This window comes from Chamaesiphon sp. OTE_75_metabat_556, from assembly GCF_031378165.1.
Classification (GTDB): Bacteria; Cyanobacteriota; Cyanobacteriia; order Cyanobacteriales; family Chamaesiphonaceae; genus Chamaesiphon.
Genome location: NZ_JANNDR010000226.1, coordinates 1 through 18,154, shown reverse-complemented (window position 1 = coordinate 18,154; position 18,154 = coordinate 1). Strand labels below are relative to the sequence as shown.

At 45.3% G+C, this 18,154-nt stretch carries 19 protein-coding genes and 2 pseudogenes; 10 read left to right on the top strand and 11 right to left on the bottom strand.

Going from position 1 to position 18,154, the window contains the following annotated elements; genetic code table 11:
- The 4 genes from RMO27_RS09350 to RMO27_RS09335 form a co-directional block, all read left to right on the top strand.
- Window positions 1–197, top strand: a 197-nt coding sequence (locus RMO27_RS09350; RefSeq protein ID WP_309731657.1) for a hypothetical protein, incomplete at its 5' end; no start/stop codon positions are given.
- 63 nt (window positions 198–260) lie between these two features.
- A complete protein-coding gene (locus RMO27_RS09345) occupies window positions 261–866 on the top strand; it encodes a J domain-containing protein (protein ID WP_309731655.1) in 606 nt (201 codons plus the stop codon).
- Between the two features lie 86 nt (window positions 867–952).
- Window positions 953–1,975, top strand: coding sequence for a M28 family peptidase (locus RMO27_RS09340; protein WP_309731654.1), 1,023 nt, complete (start codon window positions 953–955; stop codon window positions 1,973–1,975).
- Window positions 1,975–2,628 carry an endonuclease/exonuclease/phosphatase family protein gene (locus tag RMO27_RS09335; RefSeq protein ID WP_309731652.1) on the top strand — a complete coding sequence of 218 codons (654 nt, stop codon included), beginning with the start codon at window positions 1,975–1,977 and terminating at the stop codon, window positions 2,626–2,628. The genes RMO27_RS09340 and RMO27_RS09335 overlap by 1 nt, the downstream gene beginning before the upstream one ends.
- A gap of 42 nt (window positions 2,629–2,670) precedes the next feature.
- On the opposite strand, the gene RMO27_RS09330 is transcribed toward RMO27_RS09335, so the two are convergent.
- A complete protein-coding gene (locus RMO27_RS09330) occupies window positions 2,671–3,411 on the bottom strand; it encodes a methyltransferase domain-containing protein (protein ID WP_309731650.1) in 741 nt (246 codons plus the stop codon).
- A 211-nt stretch (window positions 3,412–3,622) separates the two neighbouring features.
- On the opposite strand from RMO27_RS09330, the gene RMO27_RS09325 reads away from it, so the two are divergent.
- Together RMO27_RS09325 and RMO27_RS09320 are read left to right on the top strand one after the other, a co-directional pair.
- Entirely contained in the window at window positions 3,623–4,102 is a 480-nt protein-coding gene (locus RMO27_RS09325) for a hypothetical protein (protein WP_309731648.1), read from the top strand.
- A gap of 240 nt (window positions 4,103–4,342) precedes the next feature.
- Window positions 4,343–4,867, top strand: coding sequence for a TetR/AcrR family transcriptional regulator (locus RMO27_RS09320; RefSeq protein WP_309731646.1), 525 nt, complete (start codon window positions 4,343–4,345; stop codon window positions 4,865–4,867).
- Window positions 4,868–5,261: 394 nt separating this feature from the next.
- Here the strand turns inward: RMO27_RS09320 and RMO27_RS09315 are convergent, their stop codons facing one another.
- The 6 genes and pseudogenes from RMO27_RS09315 to RMO27_RS09290 all read right to left on the bottom strand — a co-directional run.
- Window positions 5,262–5,639 carry a clan AA aspartic protease gene (locus RMO27_RS09315; RefSeq protein ID WP_396133651.1) on the bottom strand — a complete coding sequence of 126 codons (378 nt, stop codon included), beginning with the start codon at window positions 5,637–5,639 and terminating at the stop codon, window positions 5,262–5,264.
- Complete coding sequence (locus RMO27_RS09310) at window positions 5,636–5,908, bottom strand: hypothetical protein (RefSeq protein ID WP_309731641.1); 273 nt, start codon at window positions 5,906–5,908, stop codon at window positions 5,636–5,638. Before RMO27_RS09310 ends, RMO27_RS09315 begins: the two co-directional genes overlap by 4 nt.
- 61 nt (window positions 5,909–5,969) lie before the next feature.
- Window positions 5,970–6,455: a GNAT family N-acetyltransferase gene (locus RMO27_RS09305; RefSeq protein WP_309731639.1), complete on the bottom strand. Its 486-nt coding sequence runs from the start codon at window positions 6,453–6,455 to the stop codon at window positions 5,970–5,972.
- A 121-nt stretch (window positions 6,456–6,576) separates the two neighbouring features.
- Window positions 6,577–6,834: a hypothetical protein gene (locus RMO27_RS09300; protein WP_309731636.1), complete on the bottom strand. Its 258-nt coding sequence runs from the start codon at window positions 6,832–6,834 to the stop codon at window positions 6,577–6,579.
- Window positions 6,797–7,156, bottom strand: coding sequence for a DUF6972 family protein (locus RMO27_RS09295; RefSeq protein ID WP_309731634.1), 360 nt, complete (start codon window positions 7,154–7,156; stop codon window positions 6,797–6,799). The genes RMO27_RS09300 and RMO27_RS09295 overlap by 38 nt, the downstream gene beginning before the upstream one ends.
- Window positions 7,157–7,189: 33 nt before the next feature.
- Window positions 7,190–8,113: pseudogene (locus RMO27_RS09290) on the bottom strand (carboxypeptidase M32); the annotation flags it as partial.
- A 568-nt stretch (window positions 8,114–8,681) separates the two neighbouring features.
- Between RMO27_RS09290 and RMO27_RS09285 the strand changes: the two are divergent.
- Window positions 8,682–10,187: a reverse transcriptase domain-containing protein gene (locus RMO27_RS09285; protein WP_309731631.1), complete on the top strand. Its 1,506-nt coding sequence runs from the start codon at window positions 8,682–8,684 to the stop codon at window positions 10,185–10,187.
- Window positions 10,188–10,274: 87 nt separating this feature from the next.
- On the opposite strand, the gene RMO27_RS09280 is transcribed toward RMO27_RS09285, so the two are convergent.
- The 3 genes from RMO27_RS09280 to RMO27_RS09270 all read right to left on the bottom strand — a co-directional run bounded on the left by RMO27_RS09280 (window position 10,275) and on the right by RMO27_RS09270 (window position 11,961).
- Window positions 10,275–10,877, bottom strand: coding sequence for a hypothetical protein (locus RMO27_RS09280; protein WP_309731629.1), 603 nt, complete (start codon window positions 10,875–10,877; stop codon window positions 10,275–10,277).
- 315 nt (window positions 10,878–11,192) lie between these two features.
- Window positions 11,193–11,492 carry a hypothetical protein gene (locus tag RMO27_RS09275; protein ID WP_309731627.1) on the bottom strand — a complete coding sequence of 100 codons (300 nt, stop codon included), beginning with the start codon at window positions 11,490–11,492 and terminating at the stop codon, window positions 11,193–11,195.
- Between the two features lie 91 nt (window positions 11,493–11,583).
- A complete protein-coding gene (locus RMO27_RS09270) occupies window positions 11,584–11,961 on the bottom strand; it encodes a DUF2834 domain-containing protein (protein WP_309731625.1) in 378 nt (125 codons plus the stop codon).
- A 102-nt stretch (window positions 11,962–12,063) separates the two neighbouring features.
- On the opposite strand from RMO27_RS09270, the gene RMO27_RS09265 reads away from it, so the two are divergent.
- Window positions 12,064–12,930, top strand: coding sequence for a helix-turn-helix domain-containing protein (locus RMO27_RS09265; protein WP_309731623.1), 867 nt, complete (start codon window positions 12,064–12,066; stop codon window positions 12,928–12,930).
- Between the two features lie 64 nt (window positions 12,931–12,994).
- Here RMO27_RS09265 and RMO27_RS09260 read toward each other — a convergent pair whose 3' ends face one another.
- Window positions 12,995–14,239 (bottom strand): transposase, encoded by a 1,245-nt coding sequence (locus RMO27_RS09260; protein WP_309731622.1) that lies wholly within the window; start codon window positions 14,237–14,239, stop codon window positions 12,995–12,997.
- 186 nt (window positions 14,240–14,425) lie between these two features.
- Here RMO27_RS09260 and topA point away from each other — a divergent pair.
- Together topA and RMO27_RS09240 are read left to right on the top strand one after the other, a co-directional pair.
- Window positions 14,426–16,632: pseudogene (gene topA / locus RMO27_RS23805) on the top strand (type I DNA topoisomerase).
- A 235-nt stretch (window positions 16,633–16,867) separates the two neighbouring features.
- A partial coding sequence (locus RMO27_RS09240) for an NAD(P)/FAD-dependent oxidoreductase (RefSeq protein ID WP_309731618.1) occupies window positions 16,868–18,154 on the top strand: 1,287 nt, incomplete at its 3' end.

The following is an 18,154-nucleotide window of genomic DNA, read 5'->3' as shown; positions in this document are numbered from 1 at the left end:
AAGTCGGACGCATTCGACCACTCTGCCACCTTTCCAGATGTAAGGATCTTATCTTAACACGAGCGCGGAGAATTTCGCTCAACCAGCAGATCGATCGAGATTGGCAGTTGAAGCGCAGAGCAACACAACCAACTTATCCCTGCTCTTTCCCCGCGCCCCGCCCATGCTGTCTTACATCTACCGATCGAGATATGTAAATTCACTGAGGCAGGCAATGAAATCGATCGATTATAATGCGATCGCGATTGAGAATTTTCTAGATGCTTGGCAGTAACATCACGATCAAAAAATCCTATGCATTATTGGGATTGAAACCCTCGGCATCGGTAGCGGAAATCAAGACGATTTATCGTCAGATGGCTAAAGAAATTCACCCCGATCTCAATCCCCACGATCCGACTGCTCGCGATCGCTTTTATACTCTCAACCAAGCTTATCAACTGCTATTATCTATCCGAGCCATCACCGATCGAGTCGATGTCGATGAGTCTACTGAGGCAGATGGTCGCGATCTCGTCGATGCTGTGCGAGTCAATTATGTAGTCGATCCACCGCTCTCCCCGCAAGACTTACAGCTCAAACAAGAAGTCTTTGAAAACTTAGAAAAATTAATCCGCCAAGAAAACTTTGCCAAAGCCGTCTCAGTCATCGATCTCTTAGTACGCGTCGTTCCCGATCGTCCAGAAATCTTCAAAAAGCAATCCGAAATCTATTTTAAATACGCCCAAGATTTGGTCAATCGCCGCACCCAACTTACATTAGCCCGTAAGTATCTCAAAGCATCACTCAAAATCGATCCGCACAACCAACAACGCTGGCAGGCTGTCGATCGTCAATTTAATCGGATCGAGCGACTAGCGAAGTAATCGATCGGCAATACTTCATCAAAAACGCGATCAATGATATCATAATCTCTGGATAGGTGTGTGTCGCCCTATATTTAAAGGTAACTGTGAAACTAAAGATCTTTGATGGTAAATCTCTCAAAAGATTAACAATCTTGACCCTAATTATCATCTCAGTACTCATCTTCGGCTGGTCATTGATGGTGTGGATGCCAGGAGAGAGCTATCATCAGTCCTTACCACCGTTGAGTGCCAACGAGATCGAACTTCAAATCCAGCTCAAGCGGGATGTGAACACTCTCGCTAGTACGATCGGCAAGCGGAATATCGACAATTATCAAAACCTCGTCGCTGCTCAAGAATTTCTCGATCGAGAACTTACCCAAGCAGGATATACAGTCCGCGAGCAGAAATACACCGTTGACGGTAAAACTTTTAGCAATCTCGAAGTCGAAATCCCTGGCAGCAGCCTCGCCGAGCAGATCCTCGTCATCGGCGGACATTACGATAGCGCGTTTACCAGTCCTGGTGCTAATGATAACGCGACCGGTGCCGCCGCCGTCTTAGCTCTCGCCCGCGAATTCGTCGGTACTAAACCCCAGCGCACCCTGAGATTTATCGAATTCACCAATGAAGAGCCACCTTTTTTCCAGACCAAGAGTATGGGCAGTCTGGTATATGCTCAAGCTGCCAAGGAACGGGGCGATGAAATCGTCGGGATGTTTAGCTTAGAGACACTGGGGTATTTTATCGACAAAGCCAATACCCAAAAGTATCCGCCACCACTGAGCTGGTTATATCCTAGCCAAGGCAATTTCATCGGCTTGATTAGCGATCTCGATTCGCGAGAATTACTCCGCAATACAATTCGCTCCTTTCGCGCTCAGGCTAAATTCCCCTCTGAGGGCGCAGCTCTACCTAGTGCAATTCAGGGTGTAGATTGGTCGGATCATTGGTCGTTTTGGCAACAAGGTTATCAAGCGATAATGATTACTGATACGGCACCTTTTCGCTATCCTCACTATCATACCTGGGCAGATACAGCGGAAAAAATTGACTTTGAGAAGCTAGCAAGAGTTACGTCTGGAATCGGTAAGGTGATTCGCGATTTCGTGGGATTAGCAGAATAATGAATTATTTACGCCGCCATTTTTCCAAGACACTGCTCTTAATTCTGGCAAGGATTTATGCTGTAACGATCGTTTGCTGGCAACTCCTCATCAATACCACACTCCAGGATTTCCCATATCGAGTTATTTCGCCAGCTTTTGAATTTGGAATTTTTAGTAAGTATCCGATCTCATCTAGTCAGCCAGTAGAATTAGATCCTCAGCTCTGTAAATTTCAGGAAGTAAGTGTTTTAGTCGATCGGCGAGAAGTTAAATTAATCGATGTTCATTTACCGACACCCGCATTTAAAGTCAGGAAACTTGGATTCTTACCTATTCCTGTAGATTTTAATACTAATAAACAAGATAAAGCATATCAAGTATTACTCGATCGAATCGCCAAAATAGAACAACCATTATTAGTAGTGGGTGACTTTAATACTAGCGATCGAGATCGTAACTATCGGTTACTTAGCAAGTCGCTAACTAATGCTTCTCATACAGTAGGATGGGGATTTGGCTTCACATATCCGATCGAAACACCACTGGAAACTCCATTAGTGAGAATCGACCATATTTTTTACTCTCTGCAATGGCAATCTCTGATGGCTCGGACGGACAAAGGGATAGGTTCCGACCATCAATATTTAGTAGCCAACCTCAAACTAGATTAGCTATTGACGAATTTATAGATCGAATAATATCAAGGGAGATAATTACATTTTCTGATAACAGCGAGTAGTAATGAAATAAGGATGAAAAACTTCTAGGAAATTAGATTGAAGGATTCTAAAAAAGAGATCGATGGTTTTGGGATCGTCTAAATGGAAGGGGAATTCTTGGTTTGAGCCTTTAGAGAAATACCAATTAGTAACCATTTTTCCATCAGTTTTCAAGATTTTGTGAAACTGAAGTAGCTGTTCGCTTGGAGCTGGTAAATGTTCCATGACATCGAAACAAGTAATTGTATCGAAGGTTTCTGTTGGAGCTATGCTCGTACAACAAGTGATTTTTGATTCCAAACCTAATTGCCCAATTCTGTGCTTGACAAAATTGTAATTAATCGGATTGATGTCGCAATAAACAACGTGAGTCACATCAGGACATAATGCCGATGCGATCGCGTGGGTGCCAATACCGCCACCAAAATCCAATACCCGTCCCCGCGCATTGTCAGCAATCAAGCGTAATGTATCGCCGATATAATCGGTACTAGTCAGATGCCAAGTGGCTAATTCAAATAAATACGCTTCACCAACGCGATCGCGATAGAACTCAGTCGCATTTTCCCAATCAAAATCCCGTCGTCCGAGTGCGGCTAAATCTTGTAAAGCAGTTGTGAATTTTAGCTCCAATAGATCGAGATCGATCTCTGAAAATTGGTGAAGATGTTGCTTTAAATTAAATGCGTCTTGCCAATAACCATTCAAATGCGGCACGATCGGAAATGTAGACATGTGCCAAGAGTGAAGGGTGATAAAGTTACGGGCGATATTCGATAGCTAATGTCGATCGATACCGGCATTAAATATAGCACCTGGACTGAGATATTGCACTAATTTTAATGATAATTGGCACCACAGAAATGCGATGATATCCACTACAGATCTAATATCGATTGCTACTTGGTTCCAGATCCAAAGATTGAGGCTCTTATGAGATTTTGAAATGGTTGTTGTTTTTTACGAAGAATCGATTCGCAATCCGCAGTCGATCGATAATCTTGAAACCCTACAGATGATGGAGACTGCGCGACTGTATGGTTGTTGCACTCACTTATTACCTGTGGCAACTGGTTATACGATCGCGGCTGAAGATGCCCTGATAGACTTACCAACTTTCGTTGGCGGAGCCTCTCCCTTGGAGAATCGACCCCATGTTGGTATTTGGGCTGGTTTTATCCCCGCACAGGCCAAATACGAGGCAGTTTATGCTGCTGCTGCCACCAAAAATGTGTTTTTGGTGAATGACCCGATTCAACATCAAACAGCATTAGAATTCGATCGCTATTACCCGTTACTCGGCGATCTCACACCGCAAAGTCTGACGATTACTAGCGTTGATGAGTGTGCGGCGGCTACCTCCGAGTTGGGCTTTCCAGTATTCGTGCGCGGTGCTGTCAAGTCAAAGCTCAGTTTGCGGGGATGAGTCACGTTTCGATTATGGAATTGTGGAGCCAGCTTGCCACGATTGAGTTCCCTTGTTGATTGGATGCTAAAAACAATCTCAGGATTCCTCATTGTTTTGGTTCTCTCCCGATCGAGCTGGTATTAATCCAAGCTGTTGCATTAATGCCATAAGATTGCAGTCATACCACCACTCCACAATCTTCCCCTCAGCAATCCGCAGTAGGGTAAAGCAAATCCAAAATTAGGTCGGCAAGATTGGGTGCAAGCTGCGCTAGAAATCCTGATGGAGAAAGGAATCGAGGCAGTAAAAGTGGATGTGCTAGCCAAATCCCTCAAGATTACACGGGGCAGTTTCTATTGGCATTTCAAGAATCTTGACGATTTGCTAGCGGCCATTATCCAGGAGTGGCAAGCGATCGATACAGAAGCGGCGATCCAGCAAGTTGAGCAAATAGGTGGCACACCCAGCCAACAACTATTACATCTGTTTGAAATTGCCGCCAAAGATGACGATCGATTAGAGAAGGCAATGCGAATCTGGGCAATCCACGATCTTCGCGCGATGCAATCGATCGAACGAGTTGACAAGCAACGATTGGAATATCTGCAAAACTTGTTTTTACAAATTGGCTGCTCCCAAACAGATGCCGAGTTACGTGCTCAAATTGTTTACTCTGTAAAACTTGGCTGGGTGGTGATTGCACCGCCGCGAACACAATCAGAACGGTTGGCACAGATGCGACTTTTGCATGAAATTCTGACTCATACCAATTTTAAGAATTAAAGATATTGAATCGATCGCCCGATCGCAGTTATGACGTAATACTGGATGCGCTGCTAGTTGCGATCGAATATATTCAACAAAGTCAGCACTAATTACGATTGTAGATATCAAGTCATTTTGAAAACTTTTACTATATAAGTAGGTAGATAGAATTATTTTTAAAATAGATTTTGCTTAAAACCTAGCTGGTTGGAACTGCCCACCCTACTAGCATGAACTGTTTCGATGCAGTGGAGTCGATCGATCGACAATGATGAAAATAGTCGATGGCCATGTCAATCAATCCAAAAACTTTGCAAAAGAACTAATCTTGTTAAGCAAACGTTCCTGTTCACCCACCAGTAGAAGCTTTTTGAATCACCCGCTTGATTTCGGTCGGTGTGCAACAGGTTTGTTAGACCGTGTTTACTTTGCTAAGTTCGACATGACCACCCTCGAACACTTGTACTGTTAGCTGATAGCCTTCCATCAACGACATTCCGACAAGTGGTTCAGAATCAGCCTCATCGATCGGGATTGTCAGCATATTTCCATCCCACACTAAAACTGCTTCATAGACATCGAAAACGCATTCAGTGCCATCACCAAGGACAGCTCTACCTCGCCTCTTCCATTCCAGATTCAGTTCAGCTATTAAATCTGAAGGCAATGATAGCCAGCCATTGAATCCAGTGTCAACAATCGCCTCCTGGGTATAAACTTTGCCATCGGAACCACAGATCGAAAGTGGAATAATTGGCTCAAAGTCTGCATTCACAATTCCGGTGATCATACGGCTCTTTTCGTGCGTCCGCCAAATCGACGAACATGGCGAGAACCAATGCGAACCATCCAGATTTGAGCTTCAGGGTGATTGGCTTCGAGTCGATCGCAAGCAGCGATTTCACTTGAATCAATCTCAAAAGCTCCAGTTTCAAGGTCGATCGCCACGATTTTCCCACGATCACCTTCTTCGACTTGAGCGCGCACCACTGTTTCATAGAGTGCATCGCCGCGCTGGGCAAACTCTTCTTTGCTATATCGGGGTTGTCGAACTGCCATGGGTTTGACCTTGCTATGACTTGACCACTCTATTTTAGCTTAGAGGCACGATTAATTGGCTTCAGTGTTGGGATGATGCGATGTCTTGTAGTTCCTTTCGCATCAGAGCATTTCGCAACTCAACGCCGCGAATAACGGGTTTTTTTCGCTCAACTACAACAAATCCGAATCGCTCGAAGAATGGCTGTGCGGTTTGGCTGACGTCAGAAGTAAGTTCTGTGGTGTTCAATCGCTTGGCCTCGCGGTGAATGACCTGCATCAATGCCTTGCCTATGCCTTGACGCGAGTAGTACCCAGAGACAAAGAAATGATCGATGTATCCGTTCTGTTGGATATCAGCGTAGCCAACAGGTTTGCCGTCAATTTCAGCAACAAATGGGTTGATTCCGTTTATCCGATTGAACCAAAGCTCACGATCAAGATCCAATGGTGCCCAAGCGTTCAATTGTTCCTCTGAATAATCGTTTCTAGCAATGAGATGTATTGCAGAATAATAGACCTCGAAAAGCGCTAGTTCTTCACCTGGTTGAAAGCGTCGGATGTGCATAGTTCGCTTTTTCTGATAGTCGGTCTAACGTTCCCGTTCACCCGCCGCAAACAATCTCTCGAACTCAACCAACTAAGCTAAAACGGTCGGTGTGCAACGGGATTGTTATGCAGTGTTTCTACTAGAGAACTTCTTCAGCTAAAAGTTGACCTTTCACCCGTTCATATTCATCTTCAAGAAGCCATTCCTGAGCAGTTTCATAGTTGGAGTGGGTGACTACAAGTTTATAGTCAGAGGCAGGACTATAAATACGACAAGTGCCATCTCGATCGCCCACCAGCATGAGAATTTTAGGTGGAAAGAGCACTGGATCGACCCAGAGTTCCAGGAATTTCCAGGTTTTAGTTTGTTCTGCGAGGGCTGGTGCGTGGGATTGCATGATACTCACCTGTTATTTTCACAATTTTGATCTCACCGTAATAAAGCGGTGTTTGACTCCCGTCTACTCTAATTATGTAGCCAATTGGCTCTGAAAAGTAGAGTCCATAACGTTCGTAATCATCCTCTTCATCCTCTACTCCGGTTCGTTCCCCACGCTCAATAATTGCCTGCGTGACTCGTTTTAGGGTTTCAAGATTGTTGAATACATGCGCTCTGCCTTCTCTTCTCAGCAGTCGTTGGACTTGAGGGGTGTTGGGCAGATGTCGATCGATTAAGCTTGGTCGGGGATCTGGAGTTATGTCTCGGTTAATTCCGCTCACAGAATATTATTGATTTTCCTCATTGTACGATACTTAAATCCCATATAAATCTCCATACTTACGGCGGATGTAATTCATTAACGGCTGTGTGTTGATGTCTTGTTCTGTGACCTGCTCAATCGTTTCAGCCGCAGTAAATTTGCGTCCGTGGCGATAGATATTCGCTTGTAGCCAATCTTGCAAGACCGTAAAGTTGCCTGTTTCGATGCGATCTGGAATCTCAGGATGTGCGGCGACAGCAGCATCGAAAAACTGGGCACTCATCAAGTTACCCAGAGTATAGCCCTGAAACATGCCGCCAATCTGTCCGGTATACCAGTGGACATCTTGCAATACGCCATTGCTGTAGCTACTGGGAGTTACGCCTAAATCGCTGAGGTATCGGTCGTTCCAAGCAGCAGGTAAGTCTTTGACCGCCAGCTTCCCTACAAGCAGTTCTAGTTCTAGATCGAACCGAATCATCACATGCAGATTGTAGGTAATTTCATCAGCATCAGTGCGGATAAGCGATCGAGACACCCGATTAATCGCTCGGTAAAAGGTTTCTAGCGATACAGTCCCCAGTTGGCTGGGAAAATGAGATTGGAGTTGGGGATAGAAATATCGCCAGAAAGGGAGCGATCTACCCACCAGATTTTCCCACAGGCGGGATTGACTCTCATGCACTCCTGAAGAAACACCACCTGCTAGAGGCGTACCTTCCAGATCTGGGGCATTACCCAATTCGTAAAAGGCGTGTCCCATTTCGTGAATAGTGCTGAATAAACCCTGACTCAGATCGTTTTCATAGACACGAGTGGTAATTCGGACATCATCGATCGAGAATCTGGTCATGAAGGGGTGCAGGGTTTTATCTTGTCGCCCGCGTTCTAAGTCATAACCCATCTGCTTGAGGATGTTGTGACAGAAGGCGAATTGCTCGGTCTCAGGATAGTACTGATGCAAGCAGGAATTATCTACGTGCGATTCGTTGTAAGTGAATCACGGTAAAGTCCGTAAATAACCTTACCAAGCTGGCTACCAGACATGTAGCAATTTAAGGCTTGAACTATCCAATTGATGAAGGTGCAAGTCCTTCCCTCTAAACTCAAGAGTGAATGCTTATCTGCCCCCACCGAGTAAGTTCGGAATCTTACAGAGTGAAGCGGGGAACAGGGCGGAATCAGACAGCGAGTTATAGCTGACACTGCCGCTAACAGCGAGTTCCTATGACGAGATTAACGAACTTCCTTCAAAAGCAACTTAATTCCGAGCATGGGTAACAATTGCAAACCATGACTCCATCGGAGATTAGTTTCCCGCAGCATTTTTAGATAATAGCTGCAAGAGTAAGGGAATCCGATAGTTGAATTGGAAGCGTCTAAGGGAACAATCAATCGGCTGGATGGAACGAATAAAAACGTGTCTGAGGTCTGTAGGCTGTCGAGTCTACGGTAGACGGGACGAAGCGATTAATCCCTCAGATCCGGGTAGGATTCGGCGTAATTGCCGAAAGGATTACAGAATAAATAAATTGGAGTAAATCATGATTAAGAGCAGCTTAACGGCTAGCGAGTTATGGAAGAGCTTCAATTGGAAGAAAGCTTCCAAAAGACTCTTTCGGTTACAAAGACGCGTTTACAAAGCAGTTCAGAGACTAGACAAGCGTAACGCACGGAAACTACAGAAATTGATTCTGAAGTCTAAAGGCGCAAGAATGCTTGCTATTCGACAAGTAACACAACTCAACGCTGGAAAAAGAACAGCGGGTATTGATGGGAAAGCAGCCCTCACTTTTGAAGAACGCTTTGACCTAGAGACTCAAATTAGTCTCAATCATACCAACTGGAAGCACCAAAAACTACGAGAAATCCCAATCCCCAAAAAGGACGGGACTTCGCGTTTGCTAAAAGTGCCTACCATTTCAGACAGGGCTTGGCAATGTCTAGCCAAATATGCCCTAGAACCAGCCCACGAAGCAACCTTCCATGCAAGAAGCTATGGTTTTCGTTCTGGTCGTTCCGCGCATAACGCACAGAAATACCTGTTCGACAATTTACGTTCTCAAAGTAATGGAATAGATAAAAGAGTTATAGAGCTTGATATCGAAAAATGTTTCGACCGGATTAATCACTCTGCAATCATGGACAATCTTATCGCCCCAGCAGGACTAAAACTCGGAATCTTCCGATGTCTAAAAGCTGGAACGCAAGTAGGATTTCCAGACCAAGGAACACCGCAAGGTGGTGTGGTTAGTCCACTTTTAGCCAACATCGCACTTAATGGAATCGAAAATATTCATCCATCTGTTCGCTATGCGGACGACATGGTGATAATTTTGAAGCCTAGCGACAACGCCGAATCAATACTTGAAGAAATTAGCGCATTCCTATCTGCCAGAGCGATGAAGGTTAGTGAAAGAAAGACCAAAGTTACCGCTACGACAGATGGATTTGATTTCCTCGGATGGCACTTCAAAGTGCAATCAAACGGGAAATTTCGATGTGTTCCCTCAATGGATAATCATCGAGCATTCCGCAAGAAAGTAAAATTCATTGTCAACAACTCGAACTATGGAGCGAAGGTAAAAGCCGAGAAGCTTTCACCAATCGTTAGAGGCTGGAGGAATTACCATAAGTTCTGCAAGATGGACGGATCTAGAAATAGTCTCTGGTTCATTAATCACAGAGCCTTTAAGGTATTTAATAAGGAAACCAAGCAAGATAAAGACTCAGCCAAGAAATTGGTTGAGAAAGCATTCCCATCGGTTCCACACTCCGAAAATAAACACATTAATGTCAGAGGCGAGAAATCACCATACGACGGCGATGTAACCTACTGGAGCGAGAGAAAATCAAAGCTCTACGACGGTATAACCTCTAAAGCCCTTAAGTGGCAACACCATACATGTGCATTTTGCGGACTCAAATTCGTAGGGGATGAAAAGATTCATCTACATCATGTAGACAAGAATCATAATAATTGGAAGCAAAATAATCTTGTAGTAATGCATGAATCTTGCCACGATTATATTCACATGAGCAAGGCTTAATCGCCTAGTAATTCGGGAGCGTAGTGCGGTGAAAGTCGCACGCTACGTTCTAACTGAGAGGGGCTGGAATTAATACTCCACCTCGACTCAACCAGGGGGTTGGCTGGTAATTGCTTGTACCACGGGCACCAGTTGAGCGCGGAGTTCAGCAAATACCGCCTGAATTGACACCGCAGACATGCCGTAGTCTGAGGCAGCAATAAAAGGGTCGGCAATGTGTCGAGCCTCTGGGAAGAAATTAGAGTATTCGCGGCTCATGTCGAGCATTCGTTCTAGCTTAGGCTGTACCAATGCAAAGTTATTTTCAGAGCGTGCAGTTGCCCAAGCTTGATAACATTCTGTTTGTAATAGGGAGAAGCGCATCTCAAACTCTGCTGGCACTTTAGACGCAAGATCGCAGTTACGACGGGTGAGGCGAATCATACTCGCTTCATTTGAATCGTAGGGTGACTCTCGTTCATAAGTTGTCAGATCGTCAAGCAATTGAGCAATTGTGCCGTCGGTAAACTTTTCGTGGGCAATTTGATGTAGCGTTGCCAACTGTCGTCCTCGTGCCTCGATACCCCTAGATGGCATGTAAGTTTTCTGATCCCAGTGCAGCAATGCCGCAGCCCCATAGATATCTTCGATTTCAGCTAGGAGGGATCTGAGTTTTAAGAACTTCGGATGAGTCTGTTCGAGGATCTGCATAGCCACTTCAAAAAATGATAGAAAACTCTGATTTCGGGTTCCAACCTCATTCGGGATTCAGCGGCATAACGATCGAGCTGAACCGCAACGCCGTCTTGCGCCGCTTTAAGGTGGATCTGCTGAATTTTTCAACATATTGTAACATTATGCAAATCTAAAAGCCTACCTGGCACTTTCAGATTGGAGATCGATCTGGTTGAAGCATAAAAACCGAGTCTATGGGCGGGATGCCCAGTAGCCGATCCCTAAACTGACACCAACACCCCATAATAACCATGCCGCTGCCAGCAACAGCCCTGCTGGTGCCAAACCATATCAACCTTGAAACCAAGTTAACGCAACGCCATCCAAGAACATCGCCGTCAATGCCACGATCGCCACAGCACTCAACAGATCTTGTCGATCGATTTTACCAACTATGGCACTGACTTTGACTAAAACCCAAGCGATCAGCAGGGCAGCAACAAACAATAACAGCATCCAGGGATTACCGTTGACAAACAACTCTTCTCCCCCAAACCGAATAAATAATAAAGCTTCCAACCAATACACAACACCTAAAATCACCAACAAGATCGGATTGAAGGTTTTTTTCGATGGGGTCATCTGAATCATCTTTTCTACTCCAAATATTTACGAATGGTTGATTCAACCTTGACAACTCGATCGCGAAGTGCTGCCCGATCGAGTCGATAATTACCGCACACTAATTGACTAAATTTTGCTCTAGGATTTGTTCTCGGCGATACATAAAAAATGGCAGAGCACAAGAAAGACCGATGCCAAGCGTTAGTCCGATGTAGAGTAGCATCCACATCGAAACAGCAGCAGATCCTAAGCGTTTTAATTCAAGCGAGGCAAAAATAAAGAAGACACTCGCACTAATTAGTAAATCGCTTGCCCAAGCAGTCGCAATATTATTCGCAAACGTGAGTTGCAGAAATAAAGTTGGAGACATTAGCACCCCTGGATCTTGGAGCAACCAAAACCAAGGCGCAATTGAACCCGCGATCGACAACAATAGATAGAGGGATTTAGCAAATTTGAACGATTTTGGAGTTGAAATATGAGTTGACTCGAACATGGTATTTATCCTCGATCGGTATGTCACAATCTTGGCAAAGGGAGATAATTAAAGCAATTACCTCTGAGGTAATCACCAGTCGTTATCTGTGCAATTCTTGCCATGCAGCAACATCTAACCACCCTCGATCGTCAACCCGATTCATTTGGCACGCTGCTCAAACAATGGCGAGATCGTCGTAATTTTAGCCAGCTCGATCTCGCCTTCACTAGCCAAGTCTCCCAACGTCACATCAGTTTTCTCGAATCGGGACGCGCCAAGCCCAGTCAGGAGATGGTGCTGCAATTGGCGACTGTTTTAGAAGTTCCGCTCAGACACCAGAATCTGCTACTGACAGCCGCAGGCTTTGCCCCGATCCATACTGAGACGGATTTATCGGCTCCCGAAATGACATCAGTGCAGAAAGCCATCGATCTGATCATGCGTCAACACGAGCCATATCCAGCGTTTGTAGTTGATCGCTATTGGAATTTGGTGTTGACAAATCAAGGTGCAACTCGATTGCTCGATGCTTTTATCGAACCTGAAAAACTCCATTCCCTCTTCTACATAGACGGGAAGATTAATATCGTGCGGGTGATGTTTCATCCCCAAGGGCTGCGTCCGTTTATTGTCAATTGGGAGAGCTGTGCCAATCATTTGCTACAACGAGTCCATCGAGAAACGCTAGTCGAACCAGAAAGCGAGGGATCTCATCGATTACTCAGGGAACTGATGAGCGATCCAGATGTCGAGCGAATTTGGCAAAGTTCCAGTCGCATGGCAGATCATACTTTGCTGCTCACCATTCATCTTCACCGCGACGATCTGGAGTTGAAGTTCTTCTCGACGATCGCGACATTGGGCACTCCTTATGATATTACGCTCCAGGAATTGCGAATTGAATGTCTATTTCCCGCAGATGAAACAACCGAGCGACATTGGCAACAGTCCCAACATCTCGATCGTCATGAAAGAATCAGAGCATAGACTTGTGGGAGAATCTGTTGACACTCCCCTGACTCGGTTCGGTTTCGCTTTCGCTCACTCTCACCTAAAAGTCAGGGGATTCTTGGTTCAATGACCTATCTTGCTGGCTTTGATTTGCATCGTTGCCAGTAGAGGACAAGTCTCCCCAAACGTTTACTGGATCTAGTCCAGAGCTTCCCACATGCCCTGCGGTAGCTATTCCTTTTTTGAGAATGTTGATAGCTGCATTCTCATCACGATCCGCCGTATATCCACAGTGGGGACATTTATGGGTTCTGGTGCTTAATGTTTTCTGCACTCTTTTACCGCAACTAGAGCAATCTTGACTAGTATATTGGGGAGCTACGGCAATCGTAGTTCGCCCAAAGATTCGTCCAAAATACTCAATCCACACTCGAAATTGATACCAACTAGCATCGCTAATTGACTTAGCCAATTTATGGTTTTTCACCATATTCGCAACTCTTAAATCTTCGTACACCACAACGTCGTTAGACGCTACTACGCACCGTGCAAGTTTCACTGCATGGTCTTTACGCTGGCGAGATACTTTTAAGTGCTTTCTACTTAATTTATTCTTGGCTTTTAGATAGTTGCTAGACTGCTTTATCTTCTCCTGCTTTCTGGTTTTACTAAACCTTCTCGATACTCGCTTCTGAAGTCTCTTAATAGACTTCTCAGCCTTTCTCGAAAATCTAGGGTTTTCAACTTGTCCACCATTAGAATCAGTGTAAAAATGGTTTAAGCCTACATCTAGCCCAATAGTTTTACCCGTTGGTGTGGTGTCAATATTTCGCTCTACTTTAATCAAAAATTGAGCATAATAACCATCGGCACGTCGAACTAATCGAACTCTTTTAATTTGCTCTACTTGATAGTAGTGCAGGTCGTAAGTCCCAACCAGTTTCATTCTGCCGATATTATGCCCATCGGTCAAAGCTAGGTGTTTCCGATCTTCAGACAGTGCCCATCCAGAAGTTTTATACTCAACTGAATTGCCACGTCGTTTGAACTTTGGATAACCTTTCTTCCCCTTGATTTTCTTCTTGCAGTTCTCGTAGAAACGAGATATTGACGACCAAGCTCTTTCCGCACTGGCTTGTCTAGCCATCGAGTTAAGTTTGTTGGCAAACGAAAACTCTTTAGACAAGGCTTTGCAAAGTGCTGAAAGGTCATACTTGCCAATTTTGGCATTGTCCATCCAGTAACGAACGCAACTATTCCGAACAAACAAAGCAGTACGAATCGCTTCATCAATGAGGCGATACTGCTGTTGAGTTCCAGATAGTTTAAATTCGTAGACTAGCATTGTGCTTCTGTCAGTTTACAACAAACAGTATAGCGTAAAACTAGGAATAAATCAATGGGTCGAGCAAGGTGATATCATTGTTTAAAAGACATCCCGCCCTCTTCCTTGTAAGTCGATCGCTCTCTTTCTGGCAATATTTCTATCCCAACTGCAAGCCATCTGCCTTAGTCTTTCCTGAAGATTTTCATGCGAAACCTGCTCATCGTTGAATCTGCTGGCAAAATAAAGAAGCTCAAAAGCATCCTCGGATCGGACTGGGATGTGAAGGCTTCGACCTGCCAAGGCAGCGCTTCGCTATCGGGCATATTCGCCAACTCGCTAACGATGGTGACGGTTCGTTAGGGTTCGATCTGGGTTCAAATACGATCGATTGTCGCTACATTCCCCGCGACGACAGAGCCAAACAAACGATCGCGGGGCTAATTGCCGCAGCCAAACGAGCAGAGCGCGTATTCATCGCCTCAGATCCAGATCGGGAAGGTGAAGTAATTGGCTGGCATATCGCCCAGGTATTGAAGCTACGACAGCCCCAGCGCGTTGTCTATCAAGAGATTACCGAGTCCGCAGTCAAAAAAGCGATCGCTTCTCCCCGTTCCCTAGACATGGCTCTAGTTGAAGCGGGTAGGTGTCGCGATTGTCTAGATAAATTGGTAGGCTACAAAGGATCGCCCCTAATCTGGCGACTTAATAACGGAGCCAAAAGCGTTGGTAGGGTTCAGTCAGCCACCCTGCACTTAGTCTGTCAACGAGAGCGGGAAATTCAAGCCTTCAAACCCCAAGATTATTGGTCGGTATTTGTAGACTATGCTGAAGGTTTCCGCGCCTTCTACAATGGCACCGCTCAAGCTATTTCACCAGCCACAGAGGAGGAAACTAGCGATGATGCTGGAGCGACGGAGAAAGTCGCCGAATCGACGCGGGTATTGAGTCAAGCCGAAGCTGACAGGTTGGTGGAAATTGGGAAAGCGAACCCGCATCAAGTTAAAACAATTGAAGGTAAACTCGCACCTAAAAAGCCACCCGCCCCATTTATCACCTCATCGCTCCAACAAGCCGCAGGAGCGCGCTTGAAGTTCAGTCCCGAACATACGATGTCAGTTGCCCAGAAGCTCTATGAAGCTGGTTTAATCACCTATATGCGGACTGATTCTGTCGAACTCAGTCAAGATTTCTGTAAAGCCGCACGAGAATGACTACTTGCTCACGACAAAGATAATGTGCCTACAAAGGTAGCGAAACAGCGTAGTTCCAAAGACGCTCAGGAAGCCCATGAAGCGGTCAGACCGACGGATATAACAAAAGCATCAAGCGAACTCAAACAACAGCTCTCAGAGGATGAATTCGCGTTGTACTTAATGATTTGGATGAGATTGTTGGCGAAGCCTACCGTAGGTAATCGCCTCTCAATGCAAACCCGCTCAAATTCGCAAAACCACGATCGTTACTCAATCTGGAGAGATTCAATGGCAAGCCAGAGGACAAATGCTGGAATTCGCTGGCTATGCCAAGTATTGGAAGGATATTAGCGGTGATGCGGTGCTACCTAGTTTGCAGCCAAAACAACCACTCACAACCACTAATGTCAGTCACGAGCAGAAGCAAACCCAACCACCACCACGTTATAGCGAACCAAAACTCGTCCAACTGATGGAACGGCGCGGGATTGGTCGTCCTTCGACTTATGCGCCGACAATTGCCACACTAAAACAACGTAATTATGTCGAGTTGGTGAAGAGTAAAGTGCAACCGACGACTTTTGGTTTGCAAGTAGATGATTTTCTGATCCAAGCTTTGCCAGAGTTGATTCAGTCGGAATTCACTGCTGGGATGGAAACTCAACTCGATGCAATCTCGAAAGGGAAGCAAGAATGGCAAAGTTATTTAATTGAATGGAACCGGAGCTATTTCGCGCCAGCATTAAGCAAGGCTACCAAGAATCTACCGGAGCAGGATTATGGATCGTTCCAGGGTAAAGAGCTGGAGAAATCTCGCTCTAAATGTCCGACTTGCAGCAAGCCAATGTCCAAAGTACCAACCAAGAAGGTGAAGAAGGGCTATTTTCTTAAGTGTGAGGATGGATGCAAAGATAGTGAGGGTAAAGGTTTGGTGATGTTTTGGTCGGATCGATCAAATGAATGGCAGTTACCACAGGCTAAAACTGAGCAGTCATCGCCAGCGAAATTAACGGAACATCCTTGTCCAGTTTGCCAGAAACTGTTGGAGGAATATAGCTACAGTAAGGATGGGCAAGCCAAGTCGATGTTAAGGTGTTCGGATGCAACAGCTAGAGCCAAAGAGCCAAGCCCAAACACAAGAATGTCGCCTATTTTCGGGGTAAGGAAGGGCAGTGGTGGAGTCCAAAATTGGGTAATCTTGTTGCACTAAGAAGATGATGAGATAATTAGGGAAAATATGCTCAAAAAGTGAGAGCATAAAAACAAAGAATGTATCCTGAGTTATATCAAAAGTGGTTTAAATTAACATTAAATCCGGCTGAACTGGTGCTGAATATCACTCTTTAACTGAACAGTGCCAAGTTAAGATTGTGCCTGGTTTGCGATCTTCTTCACAACTTCCTCAACTTGTTTACCTACTGTGAAGGAAATGAGATTGCTAAGGAGGGCTGTTATGGAAAGCTTCGACTATGTAATTTTGGGAGCGGGATTAGGCGGTCTATCTGCCGCCGCCTGCTTGACTCGGCAGGGATATCGAGTCGCTGTCTTGGAAAAACACTACCTCCCTGGTGGTTGTTGCCACACCTTCGACTATGGCGACTATCGCTTTTGTGCCGACGTGCATTATATTTCCCAATGCGGCGCAGGACAGACGATCGAACGGTTTCTGAGCTATATCGATCGCGAGGTGCCCTTCAATCGCCTCGATCCAGATTGTATCGATCGAGTGATTACCCCAGATGTGAATTTCAAAATCCCCCTCGGTTGGGAAAACCTGCGAGATCGGTTGCTGTTGAAATTTCCCGCAGAAGCTCCAGCCATTAATCGCTATTGTGACGAGATTAGTCACCTCCATCGAGACATGCACAACGTAGTGCAGGAGATGCATTGGTTCGATCTCAAGTGGTCGGATTACTTGAAAATGCCCAAATATTGGAACCTGTTTTTGAAACGGGATTGGACGCTACAAGATCTGTACGACTATGTAGGGCTATCCCCCAGACTGCAAGCGTTATTAGCCGGACAAAGTGGCGATTATGCGCTACCACCCCAGGAAATTGCGCTGCTGACTCATGCATCGTTGGTGTGGGACTATGCTGAGGGTGCCTACTATCCCCGACATCACTTCAAACATCTGGTTGACACGATCGTCGAGGCAATTACCGCGCGCAGTTGGGTGGTTGAATTCAACACACCCGTCGAGCATATCGAAGTCAGCGGTGGTTGCGTGCAACATCTCACCGCTGGCGGCAAAATTTATCATGCTGATCAGGCATATATCAGCGACTTAGACCCCAAACTAACCGTCGAGCTGATGCATAGCTCCATAGCCTTGAGTCCACAGGAGCATCAACGACTCACAGGTTATGAGTATTCTTGCAGTGCTTTCAATATTTATCTGGGTTTAGACAGTCGCTTCGAGCCACAGAATTATGGCATCGGTAACTGGAATACTTGGTACTATCCGACTGGTGACTTAAATCAAGAGTATCAGCAGCAGTTAGCAGGCAACCTCAGTCATCCGTGGATTTTCTTGTCCTGTCCGACACTGAAATCATCCGAACCCGGCATGGCTCCTGAAGGGCATCACGTTTTAGAAATTGCCACAGTCTGCCCCTACGAACAGTTTGCAGATCTTTACAATACTGATCCCAAGGCATATAAAGCGAAAAAACGCGAAGTCTACCAGCAAATTATGGTTAGCGTTCGGGATTTGATTCCCGATCTGGATAAGTATGTG

What these genes read in the sequence shown, in the direction of transcription:
- RMO27_RS09345 (WP_309731655.1), top strand. Translation starts at nt 261, where the DNA reads ATGCTTGGCAGTAACATCACGATCAAAAAATCCTATGCATTATTGGGA.
- RMO27_RS09335 (WP_309731652.1), top strand. Translation starts at nt 1,975, where the DNA reads ATGAATTATTTACGCCGCCATTTTTCCAAGACACTGCTCTTAATTCTG.
- RMO27_RS09330 (WP_309731650.1), bottom strand. Translation starts at nt 3,411, where the DNA reads ATGTCTACATTTCCGATCGTGCCGCATTTGAATGGTTATTGGCAAGAC.
- RMO27_RS09325 (WP_309731648.1), top strand. Translation starts at nt 3,623, where the DNA reads ATGGTTGTTGTTTTTTACGAAGAATCGATTCGCAATCCGCAGTCGATC.
- RMO27_RS09315 (WP_396133651.1), bottom strand. Translation starts at nt 5,639, where the DNA reads ATGATCACCGGAATTGTGAATGCAGACTTTGAGCCAATTATTCCACTT.
- RMO27_RS09310 (WP_309731641.1), bottom strand. Translation starts at nt 5,908, where the DNA reads ATGGCAGTTCGACAACCCCGATATAGCAAAGAAGAGTTTGCCCAGCGC.
- RMO27_RS09305 (WP_309731639.1), bottom strand. Translation starts at nt 6,455, where the DNA reads ATGCACATCCGACGCTTTCAACCAGGTGAAGAACTAGCGCTTTTCGAG.
- RMO27_RS09300 (WP_309731636.1), bottom strand. Translation starts at nt 6,834, where the DNA reads ATGCAATCCCACGCACCAGCCCTCGCAGAACAAACTAAAACCTGGAAA.
- RMO27_RS09285 (WP_309731631.1), top strand. Translation starts at nt 8,682, where the DNA reads ATGATTAAGAGCAGCTTAACGGCTAGCGAGTTATGGAAGAGCTTCAAT.
- RMO27_RS09280 (WP_309731629.1), bottom strand. Translation starts at nt 10,877, where the DNA reads ATGCAGATCCTCGAACAGACTCATCCGAAGTTCTTAAAACTCAGATCC.
- RMO27_RS09275 (WP_309731627.1), bottom strand. Translation starts at nt 11,492, where the DNA reads ATGATTCAGATGACCCCATCGAAAAAAACCTTCAATCCGATCTTGTTG.
- RMO27_RS09270 (WP_309731625.1), bottom strand. Translation starts at nt 11,961, where the DNA reads ATGTTCGAGTCAACTCATATTTCAACTCCAAAATCGTTCAAATTTGCT.
- RMO27_RS09265 (WP_309731623.1), top strand. Translation starts at nt 12,064, where the DNA reads ATGCAGCAACATCTAACCACCCTCGATCGTCAACCCGATTCATTTGGC.
- RMO27_RS09260 (WP_309731622.1), bottom strand. Translation starts at nt 14,239, where the DNA reads ATGCTAGTCTACGAATTTAAACTATCTGGAACTCAACAGCAGTATCGC.